Source organism: Methyloversatilis discipulorum (assembly GCF_018780585.1).
Classification (GTDB): domain Bacteria; phylum Pseudomonadota; class Gammaproteobacteria; order Burkholderiales; family Rhodocyclaceae; genus Methyloversatilis; species Methyloversatilis discipulorum_B.
In genome coordinates, this window is record NZ_JADMJL010000019.1 from 14,035 (window position 1) to 36,823 (window position 22,789).

Genomic DNA, 22,789 nt, shown 5'->3' on the forward strand with positions numbered 1-22,789 from the left:
TTTTCGCCCGCATCATTTACCGGACGAGAGCGGGAGGCGAAAAAAAAGCGCACCGTGAGGTGCGCTTTCTTTCAGTGCAGATCGCCTTGCGGCGATCTCAAACCGTCTGAAGAATCAGAGCGGCTTGATTTCGGAGGCCTGCAGACCCTTCGGGCCGCGGGTCACTTCGAACGACACCTTCTGGTTTTCTTGCAGCGACTTGAAGCCGTTGCCCTGGATCGCGGAGAAGTGCGCGAACAGGTCTTCACCGCCGTCGTCCGGGGAGATGAAACCGAAACCCTTGGCGTCATTGAACCACTTGACAGTACCAGTTGCCATTTTTGAATTCCTTTGAATACGTAGTTTTGAACAAGTCTTCGCAACACGCGAGGACCGTAGCGCAGGGAAACCTCAAGGGGAATATGGCAAGCGGAGTACTGACTTGAAAATCGAGAACCGACGCACAACACGTTCATGCTTGAAATCACCTACAGACGTGCTTATACGGGAATAGCGCGCGCGACGCAAATGGTATTTTCACTGATGCATTGTTTGCAGGTGAGCAGCGATTGCCGGCAACGCTTCAGTACGGCGCACGGACTGACGTTATCCGGTACGAAGTGAATGCATGATGTGCACTGACGTGGACGCGGAACAGGAGACCACTTGATAACTGCGACGGTGCCCGAAGCCGCTCGAATGCAGCGGCGATGCGTCGATACGCTGCGCCGGGGCGTGCGCGCTGTACTGGGCGTGATGGCCGTCTCGCTGCTGTCCGGCTGTGCCGACGACGCGCCGGTGGTGCAGCGGCCGGAGTATGCACGGGCCGATGCGGTGCCGCAGTTGCGCCGCCTCAGCTTCGGTGTGCACCCTCTGCACAACCCCGGGCGTCTGATGGCGCTTTACGGCCCTATCGTCGAAGCGCTCAACGAAGCGCTGCCCGATGTGGTGATCCGTCTGGAGGCCTCGCGTGACTACGCGGATTACGAACGCAAGCTGCGCGAGCGGACGCTCGATCTGGCACTGCCCAATCCCTATCAGACGGTCTCGGTCGCGGCGCCTGCCTACCGCGTCTTCGGCAAGGTGTCTGGCGACGAGGACTTTCATGGTCTGATACTGCGGCGTCGCGACAGTCCGATCAGGCAGCCGCTCGACCTGCGCGGGGCGACTTTCAGCTGTCCGGCGCGCACCGCGGTGGCGGCCTGCATGCTGCCGCTGCTGCATCTGCGCGAGGCGGGTCTCGACGTCGCTCGCCAGCTCGACGTCAGGACAGTCGGCTCGCAGGAATCCAGTATCCTGAATGTGGCGCGTGGCCTGGTTGACGCAGGCGCAACCTGGCCGCCGCCCTGGCGTGCGTTCCAGAAGGACTACCCGGGGCTCGCTGCCCAGCTCGAGGTCGCCTGGGTTACCGACAACCTTCCGAACAACAGCCTGATGGCACGGGCGGATCTGGAGCCCGAACTGGTCGAACGTGTCGCGCAGTTCCTGTTCGGTCTGGCGGCGACCGAAGAAGGGCGGCGACTGCTGGTCAATGCCGAGATTGCCGGCTTCGAACCGGCGACCGATGCCCGCTACGCGCCGGTGCAGGCGATGCTCGCCCGCTACGCCGAATTGATAGGCCCGATCGGACCATGACGCTCGCCGCTAACTTCGCTGCCAGACTGCGCACGCTGCTCACGGCGTCGCTGACGCGTCGGCTGGTGTTGTCTATCGTCGTGCTGCATGCGGTACTGATTTCGTTCTTCGTCAGTGATCTGGTTCGCCGGGAGCGCGAGGTGCTGCTGGCGCAGTCGCGTGCGGCGCTGCTGGCCGAGGTCGAACTGCTGTCGCGCAGCGGCAGGGAATGGGTGCTGGCGAACGATCTCGCCGGCCTCGACGAGTTGCTGCAGAGCGTGCGCAGTTCGCCCGGCATCGAATACGCGATGTATCTGGATTCCGACGGCCGGGTGCTGGTGCATACCGAGGCCGAGCGCAGCGGTACGGTGCTGTCGGACGCACTCAGCCTGTCCGCTCTGTCAGCGGGCGTCGGGCAAGGTGCGCGGCTGCTGCAGCAGACGGCGGAACTGAGCGATGCACTGGCGCCCGTGCATTACGGCGACCGGCTGGTCGGCTGGGTGCGCATCGCGCGCAACCACCAGAGCGAGGCGGCGGCGCTGCAGCGCGCGGTGTTCGATGGCGCGCTCTATGCGCTGACGGCCATCGTCATCGGCACCCTGCTGGCGATGCTGCTGGCGCGCGGTCTGACCGCGGACCTGCGCCGCGCACGCGGCCTGTTCGAGCGGGTACGCGAGGGCGATCTGTCGCAGCGTCTGTCGCATCGCCGCCAGGACGAACTTGGTCATCTGCTCGACGGCATCAACGACACGCTCGATACGCTGATGCGTAACGACCGCGTGCTGCAGCAGACTCAGGAGCGGCTCGAGCTCGCCGTCAAGGGCTCGAACGACGGGGTGTGGGACTGGGACCTGGCGAGCAACGATGTCTATTACTCGCCGCGCTGGAAGCAGATGCTCGGCTATTCCGACGACGAGCTGGGCAACCGGCCCGACGCCTTTCTCGATCGCGTTCATCCGGACGATCTGCCGCGCCTGCTCGACCGCATCAACGACTATCTCGAAGGGCGCATTCCGGTCTACGAAATCATCATTCGCGTACGACATCGCGACGGCGGCTGGCGCTGGATCATGTCGCGCGGATCGGCGGTGCGCGACCCCGGCGGACACGCCCGGCGGATGAGCGGCACCCATACCGACATCACGCCGCTGAAGAACGCCGAAGCGGGCCTCGCACTCGAGCGGTCGCGCCTCTACAGCCTGCTCGCGCAGATGTATATCGGCGTCGTGATGGAGGACGCCGACGGGCGGATCGCACTGTGCAACCACGCGTTCTGCGACCTGCTGTCGGTGTCGGGAGATCCGGCCGACTTCATCGGTCGGCGGCGTGAGGACCTGCTGATCGACGCGCAGGCGCTTTTCGCCGACGGTGCGGCCGCTGTGCAGCGCGCACTCGACATCGCGCAGCGCGGCGAGGCGGTGATCGGCGAGCGCGTGCACCTGAAGGACGGCCGCGTGATCGAGCGCGATTTCCTGCCCATCCGCGTCGGCGACGCGCAGCAGGGGGCACTGTGGACGTTGCGTGACATTTCGGCCCGCATTCGGCTGGAGCGGAATCTGTCGGCGGAGAAGGAGCGGCTGCGCGTCACCCTGCTGTCGATCGGCGATGCGGTGATCTCGACCGGCGAGGACGGCCGTATCGATTTTCTGAACCCGGTTGCCGAGCACCTGACCGGCTGGTCCAACGAAGAGGCGGCGGGCCGACCGCTGGCCGAGGTGCTGCGCCTGGTCGACGGCGTGACCCGCCAGCCCCGTCCCGATCCGGCGATCGAGGTGCTGCGCCAGCAGGTCGTGACGCCGCTGGAAGGCGAGACGCTGCTGGTGTCGCGCAGTGGCGAGGAGCGTGTGGTCGAGGACTCGGCCGCGCCGATACGCGATGCGCAGGGCGGCGTCTGTGGCGCGGTCGTCGTGTTCCGTGACGCCACCGACCGCCATCGCATGCAGGAGCGCCTGCGCTGGCAGGCGACGCACGATCCGCTGACCGGTCTGGCCAACCGGCTGCTGCTGGAGGATCGCCTGACCCAGGCCATGGCGCGCGCTCGCCGCCAGGACAAGCTGCTCGCGGTTTGCGTGCTCGACCTCGACGAATTCAAGGCGGTCAATGACCGGCTCGGCCACGAAGCCGGCGACGAACTGCTGCAGGCCATCGCACACCGCCTCAGCGTGTCGGTGCGCATGGACGACACGGTGGCGCGGCTGGGCGGCGACGAATTCGTCGTGCTGCTCGGTTCGCTCGGCGATGTCGGCGAGATGGAAGCCTGTCTCGAACGCATGCTGGCCGCGCTGGCCGAGCCGCTGCATCTCGCCGGCGAGGAGGTGAGCACGCCGGCAAGCATCGGCGTCACGCTCTACCCGCTCAACGACAGCGAGGCCGACGCGCTGCTGCGCCACGCGGACCAGGCCATGTACGCAGCCAAGCAGGCCGGCGGGCGCTGCTACCGGCTGTTCGATTTCGAGCACAGCCAGGAATCGGTCGAACGCCTGCGCCGCAAGGAGCGCATCGGCGAGGCGATCACGCATGGCGAAATGAGGCTGTACTTCCAGCCGCGCGTCGACATGCGCGAAGGGCGCATGGTCAGCGCCGAGGCTCTGGTGCGCTGGCAGCACCCGGAGGAAGGCCTGCTGCCGCCAGACAGCTTTCTGCCACTGATCGACAACGATCTGGAAATCCATCGCCTCGGCGAGTGGGTCATCCGCGATGCGCTGCGCCACCTCGCCACATGGTGGGCGGCCGGCGCGCATTTCAGTGTGTCGGTCAATATTTCAGCCCCGCACCTGCTTGCACCGGGCTTCGTCATGCGGCTGGCCGAACTGCTGGCCGAGCAGCCGCAACTGCCGCGTCGCGTGCTCGAAATCGAGGTGGTCGAATCGGTGGCGCTGAACGACATCGAGCGCGCCGCCACGGTGGTCAGCGACATCCGCCGGCTGGGCGTGCGCGTGGCGATCGACGACTTCGGCGTCGGCTACGCCTCGCTTGGCTATCTGCGCCGGCTGCCGGTCGATGTCGTCAAGATCGACAAGTCCTTCGTGCTCGACATGCTGGACGACGAGGACGATTTCGAGGTCGTGCAGGCGGTCATCGCGCTGGCGCGCGCGCTGCGCCGGGAATCGGTAGCCGAAGGTGTCGAGACGGCCGAGCACGGGCTGCTGCTGATGCGTCTGGGCTGTCACCAGGTACAGGGCTACGGCATCGCGCGACCGATGCCGGCGGACGATCTGCTGCCCTGGCTGGCGAGCTGGGTGCCGGATCCACGGTGGACGGAGTGGCGGGATTTCAGCTGGGATATCGACGATCGCCCACTGTTTACCGCGATACGCGACTTCAACCGCTGGGCCGACGACGTACTGGCGATCGCCGCCGGCAACACGACGCGCCTGAGCGACGTCGAGGTGCGTGACCCGACGCAATGCCGCTTCGGTCTCTGGTTCCACGCCGAGGGCGAACAGCGCTACGGCAGCCTCGACGAATATCGGCGCCTCGATGTGGCGCACCGCGAGCTGCACGAACTGGGTGCCGACATCATCGATTGTCTGCGGCGCGGCGACGCGGCCGCGGCGCAGGCCGCTGCGCTCAGGCTGAGTGCAGCGCGCGAGCGCGTGACGGCCTGCATCGACGCGCTGCAGCGCGCTGCACGGCGCCGAGCGGTCACCGGCTGAAACCGGCGACCGCGCCTGTCACGCGTCGATCAGGATGCCCAGATCGCGCAGGCGCTGCATCATTTCATCGACCGTCTGTTCGATGTCGCGGCCGCTGGTGTCGATGCGGATCTCCGCGTTCTCCGGTGCTTCGTAGGGCGAGTCGATACCGGTGAAGTTCTTGATCTCGCCGCGTCGCGCCTTCTTGTACAGCCCCTTCGGGTCGCGCTCCTCGGCCACCGCGATCGGCGTGTCGACAAAGATTTCGATGAATTCGCCGTCCTCCAGCAGACCGCGCGCCATGCGGCGTTCGGAGCGGAAGGGCGAGATGAAGGCGGTAAGCACGATGAGACCGGCGTCCACCATCAGCTTGGCCACTTCGGCGACGCGACGGATGTTCTCGACGCGGTCCGCTTCGGTGAAGCCCAGATCCTTGTTCAGGCCGTGCCGCACGTTGTCGCCGTCGAGCAGATAAGTGTGACGGCCGAGCGCGTTCAATCGCTTTTCGAGCTGGTTGGCGAGCGTCGATTTGCCCGCGCCGGACAGGCCGGTGAACCACAGCACGCAGGGTTTCTGGCCCTTCATCGCGCCGCGGGTTGCCTTGTCCACATCGACGTGCTGCATGTGGATGTTGTGCGAGCGGCGCAGCGCGAAGCGCAGCATGCCGGCGCCTATGGTGGCGTTGCTGATGCGGTCGATCAGGATGAAGCCACCGGTTTCGCGTACCGATTCGTAGGGGTCGAAGGCGATCGGCCGGTCGATGCTGAGCTTCACCTGCGCGATCTCGTTCAGCGCGAGCTGTTTGGCCGCCAGATGCTCCAGCGTGTTCACGTTCACCTTGTGCTTGATGTCGGTGACCGTGGCAGTGACCGTGCGCGTACCGATCTTCATCAGGTAGGCGCGGCCGGGCATCATCGGCTCGTCCTGCATCCACACCAGCGTGGCTTCGAACTGGTCGGCCACTTCTGCTGGCGTGTCCTTGTGCGAAATCACGTCGCCGCGGGAAATGTCGACCTCGTCCTCCAGCACCAGCGTGACCGACTGACCGGCGATGGCACGGGGCAGGTCGCCGTCGGCGGTGACGATGCGCTTGATCGTGCTGGTGCGGCCCGACGGCTGCACGCGGATGGCTGCGCCCGGTTCGATCACGCCGCTGGCGATGGTGCCGGCGAAGCCGCGGAAATCGAGATTGGGGCGGTTCACCCACTGCACCGGCAGGCGGAAGGGACCCTTCAGCCGGCGCTTCTGGTCGACCTCGACGGTTTCCAGATAGCCCATCAACGTCGGGCCGTGGTACCAGCCCATCTGTTCGCTCTGTGACGTGATGTTGTCGCCCTTCAGCGCGGACATCGGTATCGCGACGATGTCCTCCAGGCCCAGCTGGGCGGCGAAGGCGCGGTAGTCGTCGAGGATGCGGCGGAAGGTGGCCTCGGAATAGCCGACCAGGTCCATCTTGTTGATGGCGACGACGACGCGCTTGATGCCGATCAGCGACACCAGGAAGCTGTGGCGGCGGGTCTGCGTCTGCACGCCGTGACGGGCGTCGACCAGGATGATGGCCAGATCGGCGGTCGAGGCGCCGGTGACCATGTTACGCGTGTACTGCTCGTGGCCCGGCGTGTCGGCGACGATGAACTTGCGCCGGTCGGTCGAGAAGAAGCGGTAGGCGACGTCGATCGTGATGCCCTGTTCGCGCTCCGCGGCCAGGCCGTCGACCAGCAGCGCGAAGTCGAGGTCGCCGCCCTGTGTGCCCACCTTCTTCGAGTCGGCTTCGAGCGCGGCCAGCTGGTCCTCGAACAGCATTTTCGATTCGTACAGCAGGCGGCCGATCAGCGTGCTCTTGCCGTCATCGACGCTGCCGCAGGTGATGAAGCGCAGCAGGCTCTTGTGCTCGTGCTGCTTCAGGTAGGCGCCGATGTCCTGCGCGATGAGGTCGGATACGTGTGCCATTTAGAAATAACCCTCTTGCTTCTTCTTTTCCATCGAACCGGCCGAATCGTGGTCGATCACGCGGCCCTGGCGCTCCGAAGTCTTCGTGAGCAGCATTTCCTGGATGATTTCGGTCAGCGACGATGCATTCGACTCGACCGCGCCGGTCAGCGGATAGCAGCCCAGGGTGCGGAAACGCACGCTCTTCATCTGCGGCACTTCGCCAGCGCGCAGCGGCATGCGCTCGTCGTCCACCATGATCAGCGTGCCGTCGCGCTCGACGACCGGGCGCGGCGCCGAGAAGTAGAGCGGCACGATGGGAATGTTCTGCAGATAGATGTACTGCCAGATGTCGAGCTCGGTCCAGTTCGAGATCGGGAAGGCGCGGATCGATTCGCCCTTGTGCTTGCGCGCGTTATAGAGGTTCCACAGTTCTGGCCGCTGGTTCTTCGGGTCCCAGCGGTGCTGCGCTGTGCGGAAGGAGAACACGCGTTCCTTGGCGCGCGATTTTTCCTCGTCGCGGCGGGCGCCGCCGAAAGCGACGTCGAAACCGTACTTGTCCAGCGCCTGTTTCAGCGCCTCGGTCTTCATGATGTCGGTGTGGATGGCGGAGCCGTGCGTGAACGGGTTGATGCCCTTGGCGACGCCTTCCTGGTTGATGTGCACGATGAGGTCCATGCCCAGCTTCTTCGCCATCTCGTCGCGGAACTGGTACATCGCCTTGAACTTCCAGGTGGTGTCCACGTGCAGCAGCGGAAAGGGCGGCACGGCCGGGTAGAAGGCCTTCATCGCAAGGTGCAGCATGACCGCGCTGTCCTTGCCGATCGAGTAGAGCATGACCGGGTTTTCGGCTTCGGCCACCACCTCGCGCATGATGTGGATGCTCTCGGCTTCCAGCCGCTGCAGGTGGGTCAGGGTGTCGGGATCGATCGCTTCGGGTGTGGTCTGCATGGGCGCTCTCGGTTTGATCGCGGAATGATGGGGTGCCGCCGCGACGTGCGCGTTCGAGCGCGTCACGGCGGGCGGCGGATTCGAGGACTGGGCTGCGGCGGGCGTCACGGTCGGCGACATCGGCAGCGCGGTCCAGCTTAACGGCGGCGTCTGCGCCGACATCCAGCGATCCAGTTCACCGCCCGGCGTCAGCGTCAGGCCGCTCAGCAACAGATGCACCGGCCGCTTCCGTTCGGCGGCGAGACGCTGCCAGAAGCGCGTCCAGTCGTCGGTATCCGGTGGGTTCTGGCATGCCGACCAGTGCAACTGGCCGCGGCTGCCACGTGCGAACAGGAGCCAGTGACGGTGCTCGGCGGCGGTACCGGGCAGGGAGCCGCACCAGAAGGGGTCGTGGTCGTGCGCGACCGATTTCATCAGCGCGTGCAGCTGCCGGTCGTCGTCGTCGGACAACGCGGGCTGCAGGCCCCAGCCGGCGCGGTAGCGACCCAGGCTGCGCCGCGGCGGCACCGGCAGACCTTGCTGCACGAACCACGCCGCAATCGCCTCGTCGCTCCACAGACGCTGCGGCAGGCCGAGCGCATCCGGGGTGTGTCCGACCATGGCGGTCAGCAGTCTGCGCTCGACCGAGGCGTCGAGCTTGCGGCCGCTGCCGGCACTGCGGCCGCGACGGCGCAGCAGCACCGCATCCCATCCGCCAGCCAGATAGGCCTTGTGGGCAGCGATGACCGTTGGCGCGCTCAGGCGCACCGCGGCCGATACCGCGGCCACGGTCATGCCGGCCAGGCGCAGCCTGACGGCTTCGCGGCGGCGTTCGTTCAACTCTTCGGCAGGCAGGTTTCTAGCGTCCATTCTTCACGGACAGGGTTGTCATCCGTCATGTAGAGTACAAGCATTCAGTGCGCAGATAATGTGCATTAATTATTTAGTGGCCGTTAAACCGACGGACACCGTGGCTTGTCAGGAGAAAACATGAAGGACGTCGCCGAACTGAAGACCTTGCACGCGGCGCTGCTGGACATCGTCCGGGATGCGGGCAAGTGCGTGATGGATGTCTATGCGACGGATTTCGAAGTGACTGATAAGTCGGACAATTCGCCCGTGACGCAAGCCGACAAGAAGGCTGACGAGGTCATCGTTGCGCGCTTGAAGGCGCTGACGCCGGACATTTTCATCGTGTCCGAAGAGTCCACCGAAGCCGGTCAGCGGCCGGCGGACGGCGCACCGTTCTGGCTGGTCGATCCACTGGATGGCACGAAAGAGTTTATCAACCGCAACGGCGAGTTCACAGTCAACGTCGCCCTGATCGAGAACGGCCAGCCGGTGCTGGGCGTCGTGCTGGCGCCGGCGCTGGGCCGCCTGTTCTCTGGCATCGCCGGTGTCGGCGCCTGGCTGGAGGACGCCGACGGCGCGCGCGAAATCCGCTGCCGCGTGCCGCCAGGCGAAGGGCTCACGGTGGTGGCCAGCCGTTCGCACGGCGACGCGGCCGCGCTCGAGGCCTACCTCGCAGGGCGCACGGTGGCAGACCTGCGCAACGCCGGCTCATCGCTGAAGATCTGTCTGGTCGCGGCCGGCGAAGCCGACGTCTATCCGCGCCTCGGTCGCACGATGGAATGGGACATTGCCGCCGGTCACGCGGTGCTGGTGGCCGCGGGTGGCCGCATCGAGCAGGTCGACGGTTCGCCGTTCAGCTACGGCAAACCGGATTTCGCCAACCCGCACTTCGCCGCCTGGGGGCTGGGCGCCTGAGTCTCCGCTCATGACTGCCTGGCTGGTTCTCGCCTCCATCGGGCTGTTGTTGGCGCTACTGGTGCATGGCCGCATCGCGCCGGCACCGCTGTTCGCCGGCCTGGCCACCTGTTACTACCTGGCCGGTCTGCTCGACCAGAAGGCCTGGCTGGCCAGTTACACCAATCCGGCGCTGGCCATGCTGGTGATGCTGCTGCTGGTGTCGCTGGTGATCGAGCGCTCGCCAATACTGGAGCGCGTGTCCGACCGGCTGCTGCGCGGCTCGCCCGGCTGGGCGGTGGTGCGCTTCACCTCGGTCACCACGCTGTTTTCCGCCTTTCTGAACAACACGGCGGTGGTGGGGGCGCTGCTCGGCGTGGTGACCAAGCAGCGTCATCACCCGGCCTCGCTGCTGCTCATCCCGCTGTCCTTCGCCGCCATTGTCGGTGGCGTCACCACGCTGGTCGGTACCTCGACCAATCTGGTGGTCAGTTCGTTGATGGTGAATGCCGGCATGAAGCCGCTGGGCATGTTCGACCCGAGCTGGGTCGGCGTGCCGGTGGCGCTGGTCTGTGTGGCTGTGCTGGCGCTGAGCGTGCGTCTGCTGCCCCGGCATGCCGCGAACGACCGCGAACTGCAGCAGGCCTATTTCCTCGAGGCGCGGGTCGAGCCGGCGTCGTCGCTGATCGGCCGCAGCATCGAACAGAACAGGCTGCGCAATCTCGAAGGCCTGTTCCTGCTTGAAATCATGCGCGAGGGCAGGCTCATCTCCCCGGTCGCACCGACCGAGGTAATCGAATCCGGCGATGTGCTCATCTTCACCGGCGAAGTGGACAAGATGGCCGCGCTGCAGCGCTTCGACGGCCTGCAGGTGTTCGGCGTCGAGGCGGATTCGCTGCTGCGCTCCAACCTTCTCGAAGTGGTCGTGTCCAGCCAGTCCGAACTGGCGAACAAGACGCTGCGGGAAGTCGATTTTCGCACCATGTTCGACGCCGGCGTGGTCGGCATACGCCGCGGCGACAAGCGCCTGACCGGCCAGCTCGGGCGCGTGCCGCTGCACGTCGGCGACAGCCTGCTGCTGGCGGTCGGCCCCGATTTCGCGAACCACCGCAACATCGACCGCAACTTCCACCTGGTTGGCGGCACGGTGCGGCCGCGCCTGACGCCGCTGCAGAGCCGGCTCACGCTGGGCGCCTTCGCGGCGGTGATTGCGCTGTCGGGGCTGGAGATCGTGCCGCTGTTCACCGGCCTGCTTCTGCTGCTCGGAGGGCTGGTCGTCAGCGGCCTGCTGACCTTGGGCGAAATGCGGCGCCGCTTCCCGTTCGACCTGGTACTGACCATAGGCTCGTCGCTGGCCATCGCCCAGGTACTGGAAAACAGCGGCGCCGCGGAACTGATGACCGGCGCGTTGCGCGCGCTGTACGACGGCCACGGCGTGGTCGGCGCCTTCATCGGCATCTACCTGCTGACGGTCATCCTGACCGAACTGGTGACCAATAACGCCGCTGCGGCGTTGGCCTTTCCGATCGCGCTGTCGACCGCGCGTGCCTTCGACGCCGATCCGATGCCCTTCGTGATGGCGGTGCTGTATGGCGCCAGCGCCGGCTTCCTGATCCCTTTCGGCTACCAGACCCATCTGATGGTGTATTCGCCCGGGCGCTACCGCATGCTGGATTTCGTCCGCATGGGCCTGCCGATCACCCTTGCCTATGGCGCGACCGTGCTGCTGCTGGTGCCGGTGTTCTTCCCGTTCGTCCGCTGAAGCGCAGCGGGCGCGCTCAGGCGGCCTGACCGGCACACCAGCCGGACGACCAGGCCCACTGGAAGTTGTAGCCGCCCAGCCAGCCGGTCACGTCGACCACCTCGCCGACGAAGTGCAGGCCAGGTACGCGCCGGGCAGCCATCGTCTTCTGGTCGAGCTCGCGCGTGTCCACGCCGCCCAGCGTCACTTCCGCCTTGTTGTAGCCCAGCGTGCCCGACGGATGCAGCGCCCAGCCTTTGAGCTTGGCCGCGACGTCGGCCAGCGCGGCGCGCGGCAACTCGACCAGCGCGCTGTCCCATCGGCCGCCGCCTTCGAAATCCACCCACTGCTGGGCGAAGCGCTTCGGCAGGTGTTCCGCCAGCAGCCCAGCCAGTGTCTGCCGGCCAGCACGTGCCGATTGCAACCAGCTCTCCACGTCGTCCACGTCCGGCAGCAGGTCGATGCGCACCGGCTCGCGGCCACCCGCCTGCTGCCAATAGCTCGAAGCCTGCAGGATGGCCGGGCCGGACAGGCCGCGGTGGGTGAGCAGGGTCTGTTCGCGGAATTCCGGGCCGTCGCAGGAGGCGATCGAATCGAAGGAGGCGCCGGACAGTTCGCCGAAGCGCGCCAGCCACTCCGGGTCCAGCGCCAGCGGCACCAGTGCCGGCTTGGGCGGGACCACCTTGAGGCCGAACTGCTCGGCCACCTTGTAACCGAAGGGGGTGGCGCCGATCTTGGGCACGGTGAGCCCACCGGTGGCGATCACCAGCGAGGCGGCGAAGCGCGCCCCTTGGTCGGTGTCGACGCGGAACAGATCACCTTCGCGCGTGACGCCCGCTACCGCTGAAGGCTGTTGCCAGCGCACGCCGCCAGCGTCGCACTCGTCCTTCAGCAGATCGATGATCTGCTGCGAACTGTCGTCGCAGAACAGCTGGCCCAGCGTCTTCTCGTGATAGCTGACGCCGTGCCGTTCGACCAGCGCGACGAAATCGCGCGGCGTGTAGCGCGACAGCGCCGAGCGGCAGAAATGCGGGTTCTGCGACAGGAAACAGTCCGGCCGCAGATCGCGATTGGTGAAATTGCAGCGGCCGCCGCCGGAAATGCGGATCTTCTCGGCCAGCTTCGGGTAGTGGTCGATCAGCAGCACGCTCCGGCCGCGGCTTCCCGCGGTAGCGGCACACATCAGGCCGGCCGCGCCGGCGCCGATCACGATCACGTCGACATGCATGGACGGGGAGGGCGGAAGGACGAAAGGCGCGAGTGTAGCGGGCGGCAGCGCAAACCCGGGGCCTGAAGTAGCATCGCCGGATGCGATTCATTCATTCCTTGCGCCGCGGTTCGGTGCGCACCCGGCTGGTCATGCTGGTGCTGGCGCCGCCGCTGCTGATGCTGCCGCTGCTGATCGGGCTGGTCGTGCACTGGGGCAATTCGGCCTACGACCAGTTGCTCATCTACAAGGTGAATGCCGAACTGACCATCGCCCGCCAGTATTTCGACCGCGTGCTCGACGGCCAGAAGCAGGCGATCGCCGGGCTGGCCGCATCGGGCCGGCTGCGCAGCGTGCTCGACAACCCGGTCAGGCTCGGTACGCTGCTGGCCGCACAGGCCGGTTCGCAGCACTTCGACTACCTCTATGTGCTCGATCGCCAGGGGCAAGTGCGTGCAGCATCGAACGGCGCGAAGCCCGGTGAGGCGCGCGCTGACTGGCCGGTGGTGCGCGGCGCGCTCGAAGGCGAGGCCCGGGTTGCGCTGTCGGTGTTTGACGCTGCCCGGCTCGACGCGATCGGCCCGCCGCTGCTCGAACGTGCCCGTCTTGCCATCGTGCCGACCACCAACGCCCGGCCCGACCCGCGCAGCGAGGAAGACCGCGGCATGGTCATCCACATCGCCGTGCCGATACTCGACGCGCGGGGCGAACAGATCGGCGTGCTCGAAGGCGGTCAGCTGCTGAACCGCAACCTCGACTTCGTCGACACCATCAACGACCTCGTCTACAACGACGGCGCATTGCCGCTGGGCTCGCGCGGCACCGCCACGCTCTTTCTCGACGACGTGCGCATTGCCACCAATGTGCGCATGTTCGGCGGCGACCGCGCGCTCGGCACGCGCGTGTCGTCGGCGGTGCGCCATCGCGTGCTCGACAACGGCGAACGCTGGCTGGACCGCGCCTTCGTCGTGAACGACTGGTATGTGTCGGGCTACGAACCGGTGGTCGATGGCGACGACCGCCGCATCGGCATGCTCTACGTCGGCTTTCTCGAAGCACCCTTCCGCGAAGTGAAGCAGAACATCCTGGCGGCGCTGATCGGCCTGTTCGCGCTCATCATGGCCACCGGCGTCGTGCTGTCGCTGCGCGGCGCGCGCAGCATCTTCCGGCCGATCGAGCGGATGGACGCCACCATCGGTGCGGTTGAGAAGGGCGACGCGTCGGCGCGCACCGGTGCCGTCGAAGGGGGTGAAGAAATCGCCCGTCTGGCCAGTCACCTCGATACGCTGCTCGATACGGTGGCCGCGCGCGAAGCCGAACTGAAGCAGCTCAACGCCGAACTGGACCAGAAGGTGGTCGAACGCACCGCCGAACTGCGCGAGGCGCAGCGCCAGCTGGTGCGCTCGGAAAAGCTGGCGGCGATCGGCCAGCTCACTGCCGGTGTGGCGCACGAGATCAACAATCCGATCGCCGTGATGCAGGGCAATCTCGACCTGATGCGCGCCTTGCTCGGCCCGGCCGGCAATACGGTGAAAACCGAAGTCCGCCTGCTCGACGAACAGATCAACCGCATCCGCGTCATCGTGACCAAGCTGCTGCAGTACGCGCGGCCGGGCGAGTTCGCAGGCTATGTGGACGAGCTGGACACCGCCACGCTGCTGCACGACACGCTGCCGCTGGTGCAGCACCAGGCGCGCAAGTCCGGCGTCGACATCGTGTTCGATACCGCGGCGACGACACGCGTGCGCATCAATCGCGACGAATTGCAGCAGGTGCTGGTGAATCTCATCGTCAATGCGCTGCACGCGATGCCCGACGGCGGCACGCTGACGCTGGCGACGCGCGACAGCGCAGATCCGGCGGGCGCACGGATAGACGTGCGCGACACCGGCCACGGCATCGCGCCCGAGCACATCGGTCGCGTGTTTGACCCCTTCTTCACCACGAAGCGCTCTGAAGGCACAGGCCTCGGGCTGTCGGTGTCGCTCGGACTGATCGAGCGCTATGGCGGCACCATCACGGTCACCAGCACGCCGGGCGAGGGCACCTGCTTCAGCGTGCACCTGCTGGCGGAACCGCAGTTCCGCGGCGCCGAGGGGCCGGCGCACGCGTAGGGGCGGCGTCGCGATGCAGCGGGCTTCGATGCAGGCCGCAATCGCGAGCAAGCGCGCTCCCACTGAACCTTCGCTCGGGCGGCTGCTCTGGCGTGGTTCTGTGGGAGCGGTCTTCCGACCGCGACTGGGCTGTTGATCCAGCGCCGACCCCTGTCCCCGCCGCCGTCGGCCGACAACAGAAGGACGCCAGCGATCCGCCCCGTGCCGACGCGTCAGCGCACGATGGAAAATCCGACCCGGAACTGCGCCGGACCGCTGCGGTTGTAGTCGATCAGGCCCTCCCCGTAGCCATTGAAGTACTGGAAGTGCAGGAAGCCGCCAGCGCCGGCGTCCGCCAGCAGGCGGCGCTTCAGGCGGTAGGACAGGTCGAGCTGCAGTGAGCCCTGGTCGCCCGGATAGCTTTCGGCCTTCAGCAGCCAGCCGTCGTCATTGCCGACTTCCAGGCCGACCAGCGCGTAGCCGCGGTACTTCGAAATGTCGCGGTTGGTCGGGTCGCGGTCGGTGTAGTCGAACAGCTTCACCGAGGCGCCGATGTGCGTGTTGTGGTCTATGTCCCAGCGCCAGGACGGTTTCACGAACAGGGTGTCGATCGAGCGCGATTCGCTGCCGTCGCGGCCGTTCGACTGGTGTTCGTAACCCGCCTGGGCGCTCACAGTGTGACGCGAGCCGATCTGCCGGTAAGGGCCGAACTCGTAGAAGAAGCTGGGTTTGTAGGTGGTGTCGCGGAAGGGTTTGGAGTCGCCGCTCCAGTCCCAGGTCGAGGTCTGGGTGTAGCCGAAGTGCAGGCCGGTCAGCAGTTCGCCCAGCGGCAGTTCGGTCGCCCAGCCTTCCGGGTCGAAGATGCGGTACTTGAACGACAGCTGGAAGCGCGCCGTGGTGTCGCCGCGCGAGCCGGCGACGAAGTAGACCGGTTCGTGCGTCCCCAGACCGATGCGATTGCGGCCCAAGTTGACCACGCCCGCCGGTTCGGCGTCCTGGTCTTCGGGCGCGGCGGGACGTGTGGCGCCGGGTGTCGTGATCGCGACGGCGCCGGCGGCCAGTGGTGCCGGTCTGAGCTGCACCAGCAGCACGCTCGACGCGGCCGACGTCAGTTCCAGGCGACCGGTGCCTTCGAGATCGGTCGGGAATACTGCCGAGTAATCACGGCGACCGCCCTGTGCCGGCGCGGTCGCCCGCAGCGTCACGTCGGCGGCGCGGGCGCCGACGATGATGCGCGCCTTCAGTTCGTCGGGCAGCGCTTCGCTGGCGGTTGATACGACGGTGAGCGTGAGCGGCAGACCGGGGTCGATCACGGTCTGCCGCGTGGCGAGCAACAGGTCGGCCTGTGCGGGCGCTGCGAGCAGCGCGCCGAGCAGCGCAAGCAGTGGTGCGGATCGACGGGAAGACGCGGCGTGGCGCGGGCGGATCATGGCGAAGCTCCAGGGTGGACTGCCCGCGATTCTGCCTTGCCGCCGCCCGCTTGCGCTGTCGGCATGGACCGACCACGCGCAGGCGCCGTCCTACCGGGTGCTCACCACAGCGTTTCCCGTTCCGGCGACGCGCTGATGCGATGGATCGCGAGGTCGGCGCCTTCGAATTCCTGTTCCGCGTCGAGCCGGAGGCCGACGAAGACGCGGATCGTGCCGTAGATGACGAAGCCGCCTGCCAGCGCAATGGCAACGCCGGCGACGGTACCGACCAGTTGCGTCATGAAGGTGACCGAGCCGAGACCGCCGAGCGCTTCCAGCCCGAACAGACCGGCTGCGATGCCGCCCCAGGCACCGCACAGACCGTGCAGCGGCCACACGCCGAGCACGTCGTCGATCTTCCAGCGGTTCTGCGTCAGCGTGAACATCAGTACGAACAGGCCGCCGGCGACCGCACCGGTGGCCAGCGCACCGAGCGGGTGCATCAGGTCCGAGCCGGCGCAGACCGCGACCAGTCCTGCAAGCGGGCCGTTATGCACGAAGCCCGGGTCGTTGCGGCCGGCCACCAGCGCCACCAGCGTGCCGCCGACCATGGCCATCAGCGAATTGACGGCGACCAGGCCATTCACCGCTTCCAGCTTCTGTGCGCTCATGACGTTGAAGCCGAACCAGCCGACGGTCAGGATCCATGCGCCCAGCGCGAGAAAGGGAATGCTCGACGGCGGGTGGGCAGAGATGCCGCCGTCGCCTGAGTAGCGGCCGCGCCGTGCGCCGAGCAGCAGCACGGCGGCGAGCGCGACCCAGCCGCCGAACGCATGCACCACCACCGAGCCGGCGAAGTCATGGAAAGGGGCGCCGAACTGCGTTTCAAGCCAGTTCTGGAAACCGAAGTTGGCGTTCCACACCATGCCTTCGAACAGCGGATAGAGCAGGCCGACGATCAGCGCGGTCGCCATCACCTGCGGCCAGAAGCGCGCGCGTTCGGCGATGCCACCGGACACGATGGCGGGTATCGCGGCGGCGAAGGTGAGCAGGAAGAAGAACTTCACCAGGTCGTAACCACTCGACTGGGTGAGCGACGCTGCACTGCCGAAGAAATGCACGCCGTAGGCAATGCCGTAGCCGATGAAGAAATACACCAGCGTCGATACGCAGAAATCGACCAGAATCTTCACCAGGGCGTTCACCTGGTTCTTGCGTCGCACCGTACCGACTTCGAGGAAGGCGAAGCCGGCGTGCATCGCCAGCACCATGATGGCGCCGAGCAGGATGAACAACACGTCGGCCGAGGTCTTGAAACTGTCCATGAGGGCTCCGGAAATCACAATCGCGGTGCGTTTAGCAAGGAGCGCACCAGAATGTGTCGGTCCGATGACAGTCGATGCACGATGATTGAGCGTGATCCGGAAAGTCGCACCAGGCCGTGCTGCCGGCAATGCTCATCGGTCGGTCGTGGAGCGCACTGTGTCGGGGCGTGGCGTGTTTTCGGGCACTAAAAGTGTGCTTGCTGAAACAAATTCGATCAAAATGCCCTGCTGTGGTGCAAGACAGCCTTAGTGCGTGATTCAGGAGACAGCGTTGAAGTACAGCAATTTCAAGTCGTTCGTGAGCGTCGTCGAGGCGCGCAATCCGGGTCAACCGGAATTCATGCAAGCCGTCACCGAAGTGATGGAAAGCCTGTGGCCCTTCATCGAGGCGCATCCGCGTTACGCCGAACAGGCTTTGCTCGAGCGGCTGGTTGAACCCGAGCGGGTGATCATGTTCCGTGTCAGCTGGGTGGACGACAAGGGCGAGGTGCAGGTGAATCGCGGCTATCGCATCCAGCACAGCTCGGCCATCGGCCCCTACAAGGGCGGCATCCGTTTCCACCCGTCGGTGAACCTGTCCATCCTGAAGTTCCTGGCCTTCGAGCAAACCTTCAAGAACGCGCTTACCACGCTGCCGATGGGCGGCGGCAAGGGCGGCTCGGACTTCGATCCGAAGGGGCGCAGCCAGGGCGAAGTCATGCGTTTCTGCCAGGCTTTCGTGTCCGAACTGTTCCGCCATATCGGCTCGGATACCGACGTGCCGGCCGGCGACATCGGTGTCGGCGGTCGTGAGGTCGGCTACATGGCGGGCATGATGAAGAAGCTGTCCAATCGTGCGGACTGCGTGTTCACCGGCAAGGGCCTGAGCTTCGGCGGTTCGCTGATCCGCCCGGAAGCGACCGGCTACGGCACCGTCTACTTCGCCGAGGAAATGCTGTGCCACGCCGGCCATTCGATGGCCGGCCTGCGCGTCGCCGTGTCCGGCTCGGGCAATGTGGCGCAGTACGCCGTGGAAAAGGCGATGGCGCTCGGCGCCAAGGTGGTGACGGTATCCGACTCCGGCGGCACGGTGATCGACGAGGACGGCTTCACGCCGGAGAAGCTGGCCATCCTGATGGACGTGAAGAACGTGCAGTACGGCCGCGTCAGCGACTACGCGAAGAGGGTGGGCGTGGCTTTCGAGGCGAACATGCGGCCGTGGCGGGTGCCGGTCGATGTCGCGCTGCCGTGCGCGACGCAGAACGAACTGGACGAGAGCGACGCGCGCACACTGATCGCCAACGGTGTCCGTTGCGTGGCCGAGGGCGCCAACATGCCGTCGACCATCGAAGCGGCCAAGGCATTCGAGGCGGCGGGCGTGCTGTACGCGCCGGGCAAGGCGTCGAATGCCGGCGGCGTCGCGACCTCGGGTCTGGAAATGAGCCAGAACGCGGTCCGCATGAGCTGGACCCGCGACGAGGTCGATACCCGTCTGCTGCACATCATGCAGGGCATCCACGGTGCCTGCCTGCAGTACGGCAAGCGCAAGGACGGGCGCGTCAGCTACCTCGACGGCGCCAACGTCGCCGGCTTCGTCAAGGTGGCCGAGGCCATGCTGGGGCAGGGCGTGGTCTGACGGATCTCTCCCGCTCGGCGCCGCCGTGCGGGAGAGCGGTGCTCGCGACATCGGCCGGGGTGCTGCAACGACGCGTTGCCGTGCATCCTGGCCAACAAAAAGCCCACTCCGAGGAGTGGGCTTTTTGTCTGCGGCGGCGTCCCGATTACTTCAGGATGATCGCCAGCGAATCGGCCACGTAATCGATGTTCTTCGAGTTCAGCGCGGCCAGGCAGATGCGGCCGGTGCTGACCGCGTAGATGCCGAATTCGTCGCGCAGGCGATCGACCTGGGCCACGGTCAGGCCGGTGTAGCTGAACATGCCGCGCTGGCGCACGACGAAGGAGAAGTCGCGGGCGACACCGCGGGCCGACAGCTTGTCGACCAGGCCGGTGCGCATGGCACGGATGCGCTCACGCATTTCGCCGAGTTCCTCTTCCCACATGGTGCGCAGTTCCGGCGTGGCGAGAACAGAGGCGACGACGGCGCCGCCGTGGGTCGGCGGGTTCGAGTAGTTGGTGCGGATGGTGCGCTTGAGCTGGCTCAGAACGCGCGCCGACTCGTCCTTCGACGCGGTCACGATGGACAGCGCGCCGACGCGCTCGCCGTAAAGCGAGAAGGACTTCGAGAACGAGCTGGAAATGACGAAGCTCAGGCCGGACTGCACGAACTGGCGCACCGCCACGGCGTCCTGGTCGATGCCGTCGGCGAAGCCCTGGTAGGCCATGTCGAGGAAGGGCACCAGGTTGCGCGACTTGCACACCTCGACCACTTCGCCCCACTGGGCGTCGGTCAGATCGGCACCGGTCGGGTTGTGGCAGCAGGCGTGCAGCAGCACGATCTGGTTGGCCGGCAGCGCCTTCAGGTGGGCCATCATCGCGTCGAAGCGCACGCCGCGGGTGTCGGCGTCGAAGTACGGATAGACATCGACTTCGAAGCCGGCGGCTTCGAACAGCGCACGGTGGTTTTCCCAGCTCGGGTCGCTGATGTACACCTTGGCCTGCGGCAGCAGACGCTTCAGGAAGTCGGCACCGATCTTCAGCGCGCCGGTGCCGCCCAGGGCCTGGGCGGTGACCACGCGGCCGTCGGCGGTCAGGGCGGCGCCCTGCCCGAACAGCAGGTCCTGCACCGCCTTGTTGTACGCCGGCGCACCTTCGATCGGCTGGTAGCCGCGCGGCGGCGCATTCTTCATGCGCGCCTCTTCGGCGGTACGCACCGCGCGCAGCAGCGGCAGCTTGCCCGCGTCGTCGTAGTACACGCCCACGCCCAGATTCACCTTGGTGGTGCGGGTATCAGCGTTGAAGGCTTCGGTCAGGCCCAGGATGGGGTCGCGCGGGGCCATCTCGACGGACGAGAAAACGGACGGGTTCATGCGTGCTCCGGTGTGCAGGGTTGGTTTGCCCGGTACGGGCGGTGCGTCGTGCTATTAAAGATAGGTCGAAAAACGGACAACAATCGCGCTAATGTCTGCCTTTGCCCGAACGCCGCCGAAGTCGCGCGGTCATCAGGCTGCAAACGATTTGTGCAACGCAAAATTCTACCATGTCGGAAACTGTCGCCGCACCCGCCTTGTTAACCTTTGACAACAGCCCCTACCGGCTGCACCAGCCCTTCCCGCCGGCCGGCGATCAGCCGGGCGCCATCGCCAAACTGGTCGAGGGCATCGACGACGGGCTCATGTTCCAGACCCTGCTCGGCGTGACCGGTTCGGGCAAGACCTTCACGATGGCCAACGTGATCGCGCGCACCGGTCGCCCGGCCATCGTGATGGCGCCGAACAAGACGCTGGCCGCCCAGCTGTATTCCGAATTCCGCGAGTTCTTCCCGGAAAACGCGGTCGAGTACTTCGTCAGTTACTACGACTACTACCAGCCTGAAGCCTACGTGCCGTCGAAGGACCTGTTCATCGAGAAGGACAGCGCGATCAACGAGCACATCGAACAGATGCGGCTGTCGGCGACCAAGAGCCTGATGGAGCGGCGCGACGTGGTCATCGTCGCCAGCGTGTCGTCGATCTACGGTATCGGCGACCCGGTGGATTACCACGCGATGATCCTGCACCTGCGCGAAGGCGGCACGCTGCATCAGCGCGACATCATCGCCCGGCTGGTGCAGATGCAGTACCAGCGCAACGACACCGACTTCAAGCGCGGCACCTTCCGCGTGCGCGGCGACGTGATCGACATCTTCCCGGCCGAACACGCCGAGAACGCGCTGCGCGTGTCGCTGTTCGACGACCAGATCGAGGAACTGTCGCTGTTCGACCCGCTGACCGGCCAGGTGCGCAGCCGCATCGGCCGCTTCACCGTCTATCCGTCCAGCCACTACGTGACGCCGCGCGCCACCGTGCTGCGCGCGATCGACGCGATCAAGACCGAGCTGGAAATGCGCTCGAAGGAATTCGTCAGCCAGCACAAGCTGGTCGAGGCGCAGCGCATCGAACAGCGCACCCGTTTCGATCTCGAAATGCTGAACGAACTGGGCTTCTGCAAGGGCATCGAGAACTACTCGCGCCACCTGTCGGGCCGCCAGCCGGGCGAGCCGCCGCCGACGCTGATCGACTACCTGCCGCCGGACGCTCTGATGTTCATCGACGAGTCGCACGTGACCATTCCGCAGATCGGCGGCATGTACAAAGGCGACATGGCGCGCAAGACGAATCTGGTCGACTTCGGCTTCCGCCTGCCGTCGGCGCTGGACAACCGGCCGCTCAAATTCGACGAATTCGAGAAGCTGATGCCGCAGACCGTGTTCGTGTCCGCCACGCCGTCCGCCTACGAGGCGGCCAACCAGGGTCAGGTGGTGGAGCAGGTGGTGCGGCCGACCGGCCTGGTCGACCCGGTGGTCGATATCCGCCCGGCGTCAACGCAGGTGGACGACCTGCTGGGCGAGATCCGCAAGCGGGTCGAGGCGTCCGAGCGGGTGCTGGTGACCGTGCTCACCAAGCGACTGGCCGAGGACCTGACCGACTACTTCAGCGAAAACGGCGTGCGCGTGCGCTATCTGCACTCGGACATCGACACGGTCGAGCGCGTCGAAATCATCCGCGACCTGCGGCTGGGCGAATTCGACGTGCTGGTGGGCATCAACCTGCTGCGCGAAGGCCTGGACATCCCCGAGGTGTCGCTGGTCGCCATCCTCGACGCCGACAAGGAGGGCTTCCTGCGTTCGGAGCGCAGCCTGATCCAGACCATAGGCAGGGCGGCACGACATCTGCACGGCACGGCCATCCTGTACGCCGACAACATGACCGAATCGATGAAGCGCGCCATCGCCGAAACCGAGCGGCGGCGCGCCAAGCAGATCGCGCACAACGCGGCGCACGGCATCACGCCGAAGGGCGTGGTCAAGCGGATCAAGGACATCATCGACGGCGTTTACGACCAGGAAGAGGTCGCGCGCGAACTGATGGTGGCCGAGGAACACGCACGTTTCGAGGCGATGAGCGAGAAGGATCTGGCGCGGGAAATCAAGAAGCTCGAAAAGGAAATGGTCGAGCACGCGAAGAACCTGGAGTTCGAAAAGGCGGCCGAGGCGCGCGACCGGCTGTTCAAGCTGCGCAGCGGCGCTTTCGGCGTCGCCTGAGC

The 22,789-nt window shown here is 66.1% G+C and carries 14 protein-coding genes; 7 read left to right on the forward strand and 7 right to left on the reverse strand.

Going from position 1 to position 22,789, the window contains the following annotated elements; genetic code table 11:
- Window positions 1–114 precede the first annotated feature (114 nt).
- Entirely contained in the window at window positions 115–318 is a 204-nt protein-coding gene (locus tag IV112_RS09390; RefSeq protein ID WP_019917894.1) for a cold-shock protein, read from the reverse strand.
- A 360-nt stretch (window positions 319–678) separates the two neighbouring features.
- Between IV112_RS09390 and IV112_RS09395 the strand changes: the two genes are divergently transcribed.
- Both IV112_RS09395 and IV112_RS09400 read left to right on the forward strand, forming a co-directional pair.
- Window positions 679–1,614 carry a phosphate/phosphite/phosphonate ABC transporter substrate-binding protein gene (locus IV112_RS09395; protein WP_304003164.1) on the forward strand — a complete coding sequence of 312 codons (936 nt, stop codon included), beginning with the start codon at window positions 679–681 and terminating at the stop codon, window positions 1,612–1,614.
- Window positions 1,611–5,249, forward strand: a complete 3,639-nt coding sequence (locus IV112_RS09400) for an EAL domain-containing protein (RefSeq protein WP_304003165.1) — start codon at window positions 1,611–1,613, stop codon at window positions 5,247–5,249. The genes IV112_RS09395 and IV112_RS09400 overlap by 4 nt, the downstream gene beginning before the upstream one ends.
- An 18-nt stretch (window positions 5,250–5,267) precedes the next feature.
- Here IV112_RS09400 and cysN read toward each other — a convergent pair whose 3' ends face one another.
- Together cysN and cysD are read right to left on the reverse strand one after the other, a co-directional pair.
- The gene (gene cysN / locus IV112_RS09405; protein ID WP_304003166.1) at window positions 5,268–7,178 is read right to left on the reverse strand and encodes a sulfate adenylyltransferase subunit CysN; all 1,911 of its coding nucleotides are present in this window, start codon (window positions 7,176–7,178) and stop codon (window positions 5,268–5,270) included.
- Window positions 7,179–8,108: a sulfate adenylyltransferase subunit CysD gene (gene cysD, locus IV112_RS09410; RefSeq protein WP_051091718.1), complete on the reverse strand. Its 930-nt coding sequence runs from the start codon at window positions 8,106–8,108 to the stop codon at window positions 7,179–7,181.
- A gap of 969 nt (window positions 8,109–9,077) precedes the next feature.
- On the opposite strand from cysD, the gene cysQ reads away from it, so the two are divergent.
- Window positions 9,078–9,854, forward strand: coding sequence for a 3'(2'),5'-bisphosphate nucleotidase CysQ (gene cysQ / locus IV112_RS09415; protein WP_304003168.1), 777 nt, complete (start codon window positions 9,078–9,080; stop codon window positions 9,852–9,854).
- Between the two features lie 10 nt (window positions 9,855–9,864).
- A complete protein-coding gene (locus IV112_RS09420) occupies window positions 9,865–11,595 on the forward strand; it encodes an SLC13 family permease (protein ID WP_304003170.1) in 1,731 nt (576 codons plus the stop codon).
- Window positions 11,596–11,611: 16 nt separating this feature from the next.
- Here IV112_RS09420 and IV112_RS09425 read toward each other — a convergent pair whose 3' ends face one another.
- A complete protein-coding gene (locus tag IV112_RS09425) occupies window positions 11,612–12,802 on the reverse strand; it encodes an NAD(P)/FAD-dependent oxidoreductase (protein ID WP_304003171.1) in 1,191 nt (396 codons plus the stop codon).
- Window positions 12,803–12,882: 80 nt separating this feature from the next.
- Between IV112_RS09425 and IV112_RS09430 the strand changes: the two genes are divergently transcribed.
- Window positions 12,883–14,895 carry a cache domain-containing protein gene (locus IV112_RS09430; protein ID WP_304003173.1) on the forward strand — a complete coding sequence of 671 codons (2,013 nt, stop codon included), beginning with the start codon at window positions 12,883–12,885 and terminating at the stop codon, window positions 14,893–14,895.
- 212 nt (window positions 14,896–15,107) lie between these two features.
- Here the strand turns inward: IV112_RS09430 and IV112_RS09435 are convergent, their stop codons facing one another.
- Entirely contained in the window at window positions 15,108–16,304 is a 1,197-nt protein-coding gene (locus tag IV112_RS09435) for a phospholipase A (RefSeq protein ID WP_304003174.1), read from the reverse strand.
- A 101-nt stretch (window positions 16,305–16,405) separates the two neighbouring features.
- Complete coding sequence (locus tag IV112_RS09440; RefSeq protein ID WP_304003175.1) at window positions 16,406–17,608, reverse strand: ammonium transporter; 1,203 nt, start codon at window positions 17,606–17,608, stop codon at window positions 16,406–16,408.
- 271 nt (window positions 17,609–17,879) lie between these two features.
- Here IV112_RS09440 and gdhA point away from each other — a divergent pair, with 271 nt between their 5' ends.
- Window positions 17,880–19,223, forward strand: a complete 1,344-nt coding sequence (gene gdhA, locus IV112_RS09445) for an NADP-specific glutamate dehydrogenase (RefSeq protein WP_304003176.1) — start codon at window positions 17,880–17,882, stop codon at window positions 19,221–19,223.
- A 145-nt stretch (window positions 19,224–19,368) separates the two neighbouring features.
- Here the strand turns inward: gdhA and IV112_RS09450 are convergent, their stop codons facing one another.
- Window positions 19,369–20,574 carry an aromatic amino acid transaminase gene (locus tag IV112_RS09450; protein WP_304003178.1) on the reverse strand — a complete coding sequence of 402 codons (1,206 nt, stop codon included), beginning with the start codon at window positions 20,572–20,574 and terminating at the stop codon, window positions 19,369–19,371.
- 170 nt (window positions 20,575–20,744) lie between these two features.
- Between IV112_RS09450 and uvrB the strand changes: the two genes are divergently transcribed.
- Entirely contained in the window at window positions 20,745–22,787 is a 2,043-nt protein-coding gene (gene uvrB, locus IV112_RS09455) for an excinuclease ABC subunit UvrB (RefSeq protein ID WP_304003180.1), read from the forward strand.
- Window positions 22,788–22,789 lie beyond the last annotated feature (2 nt).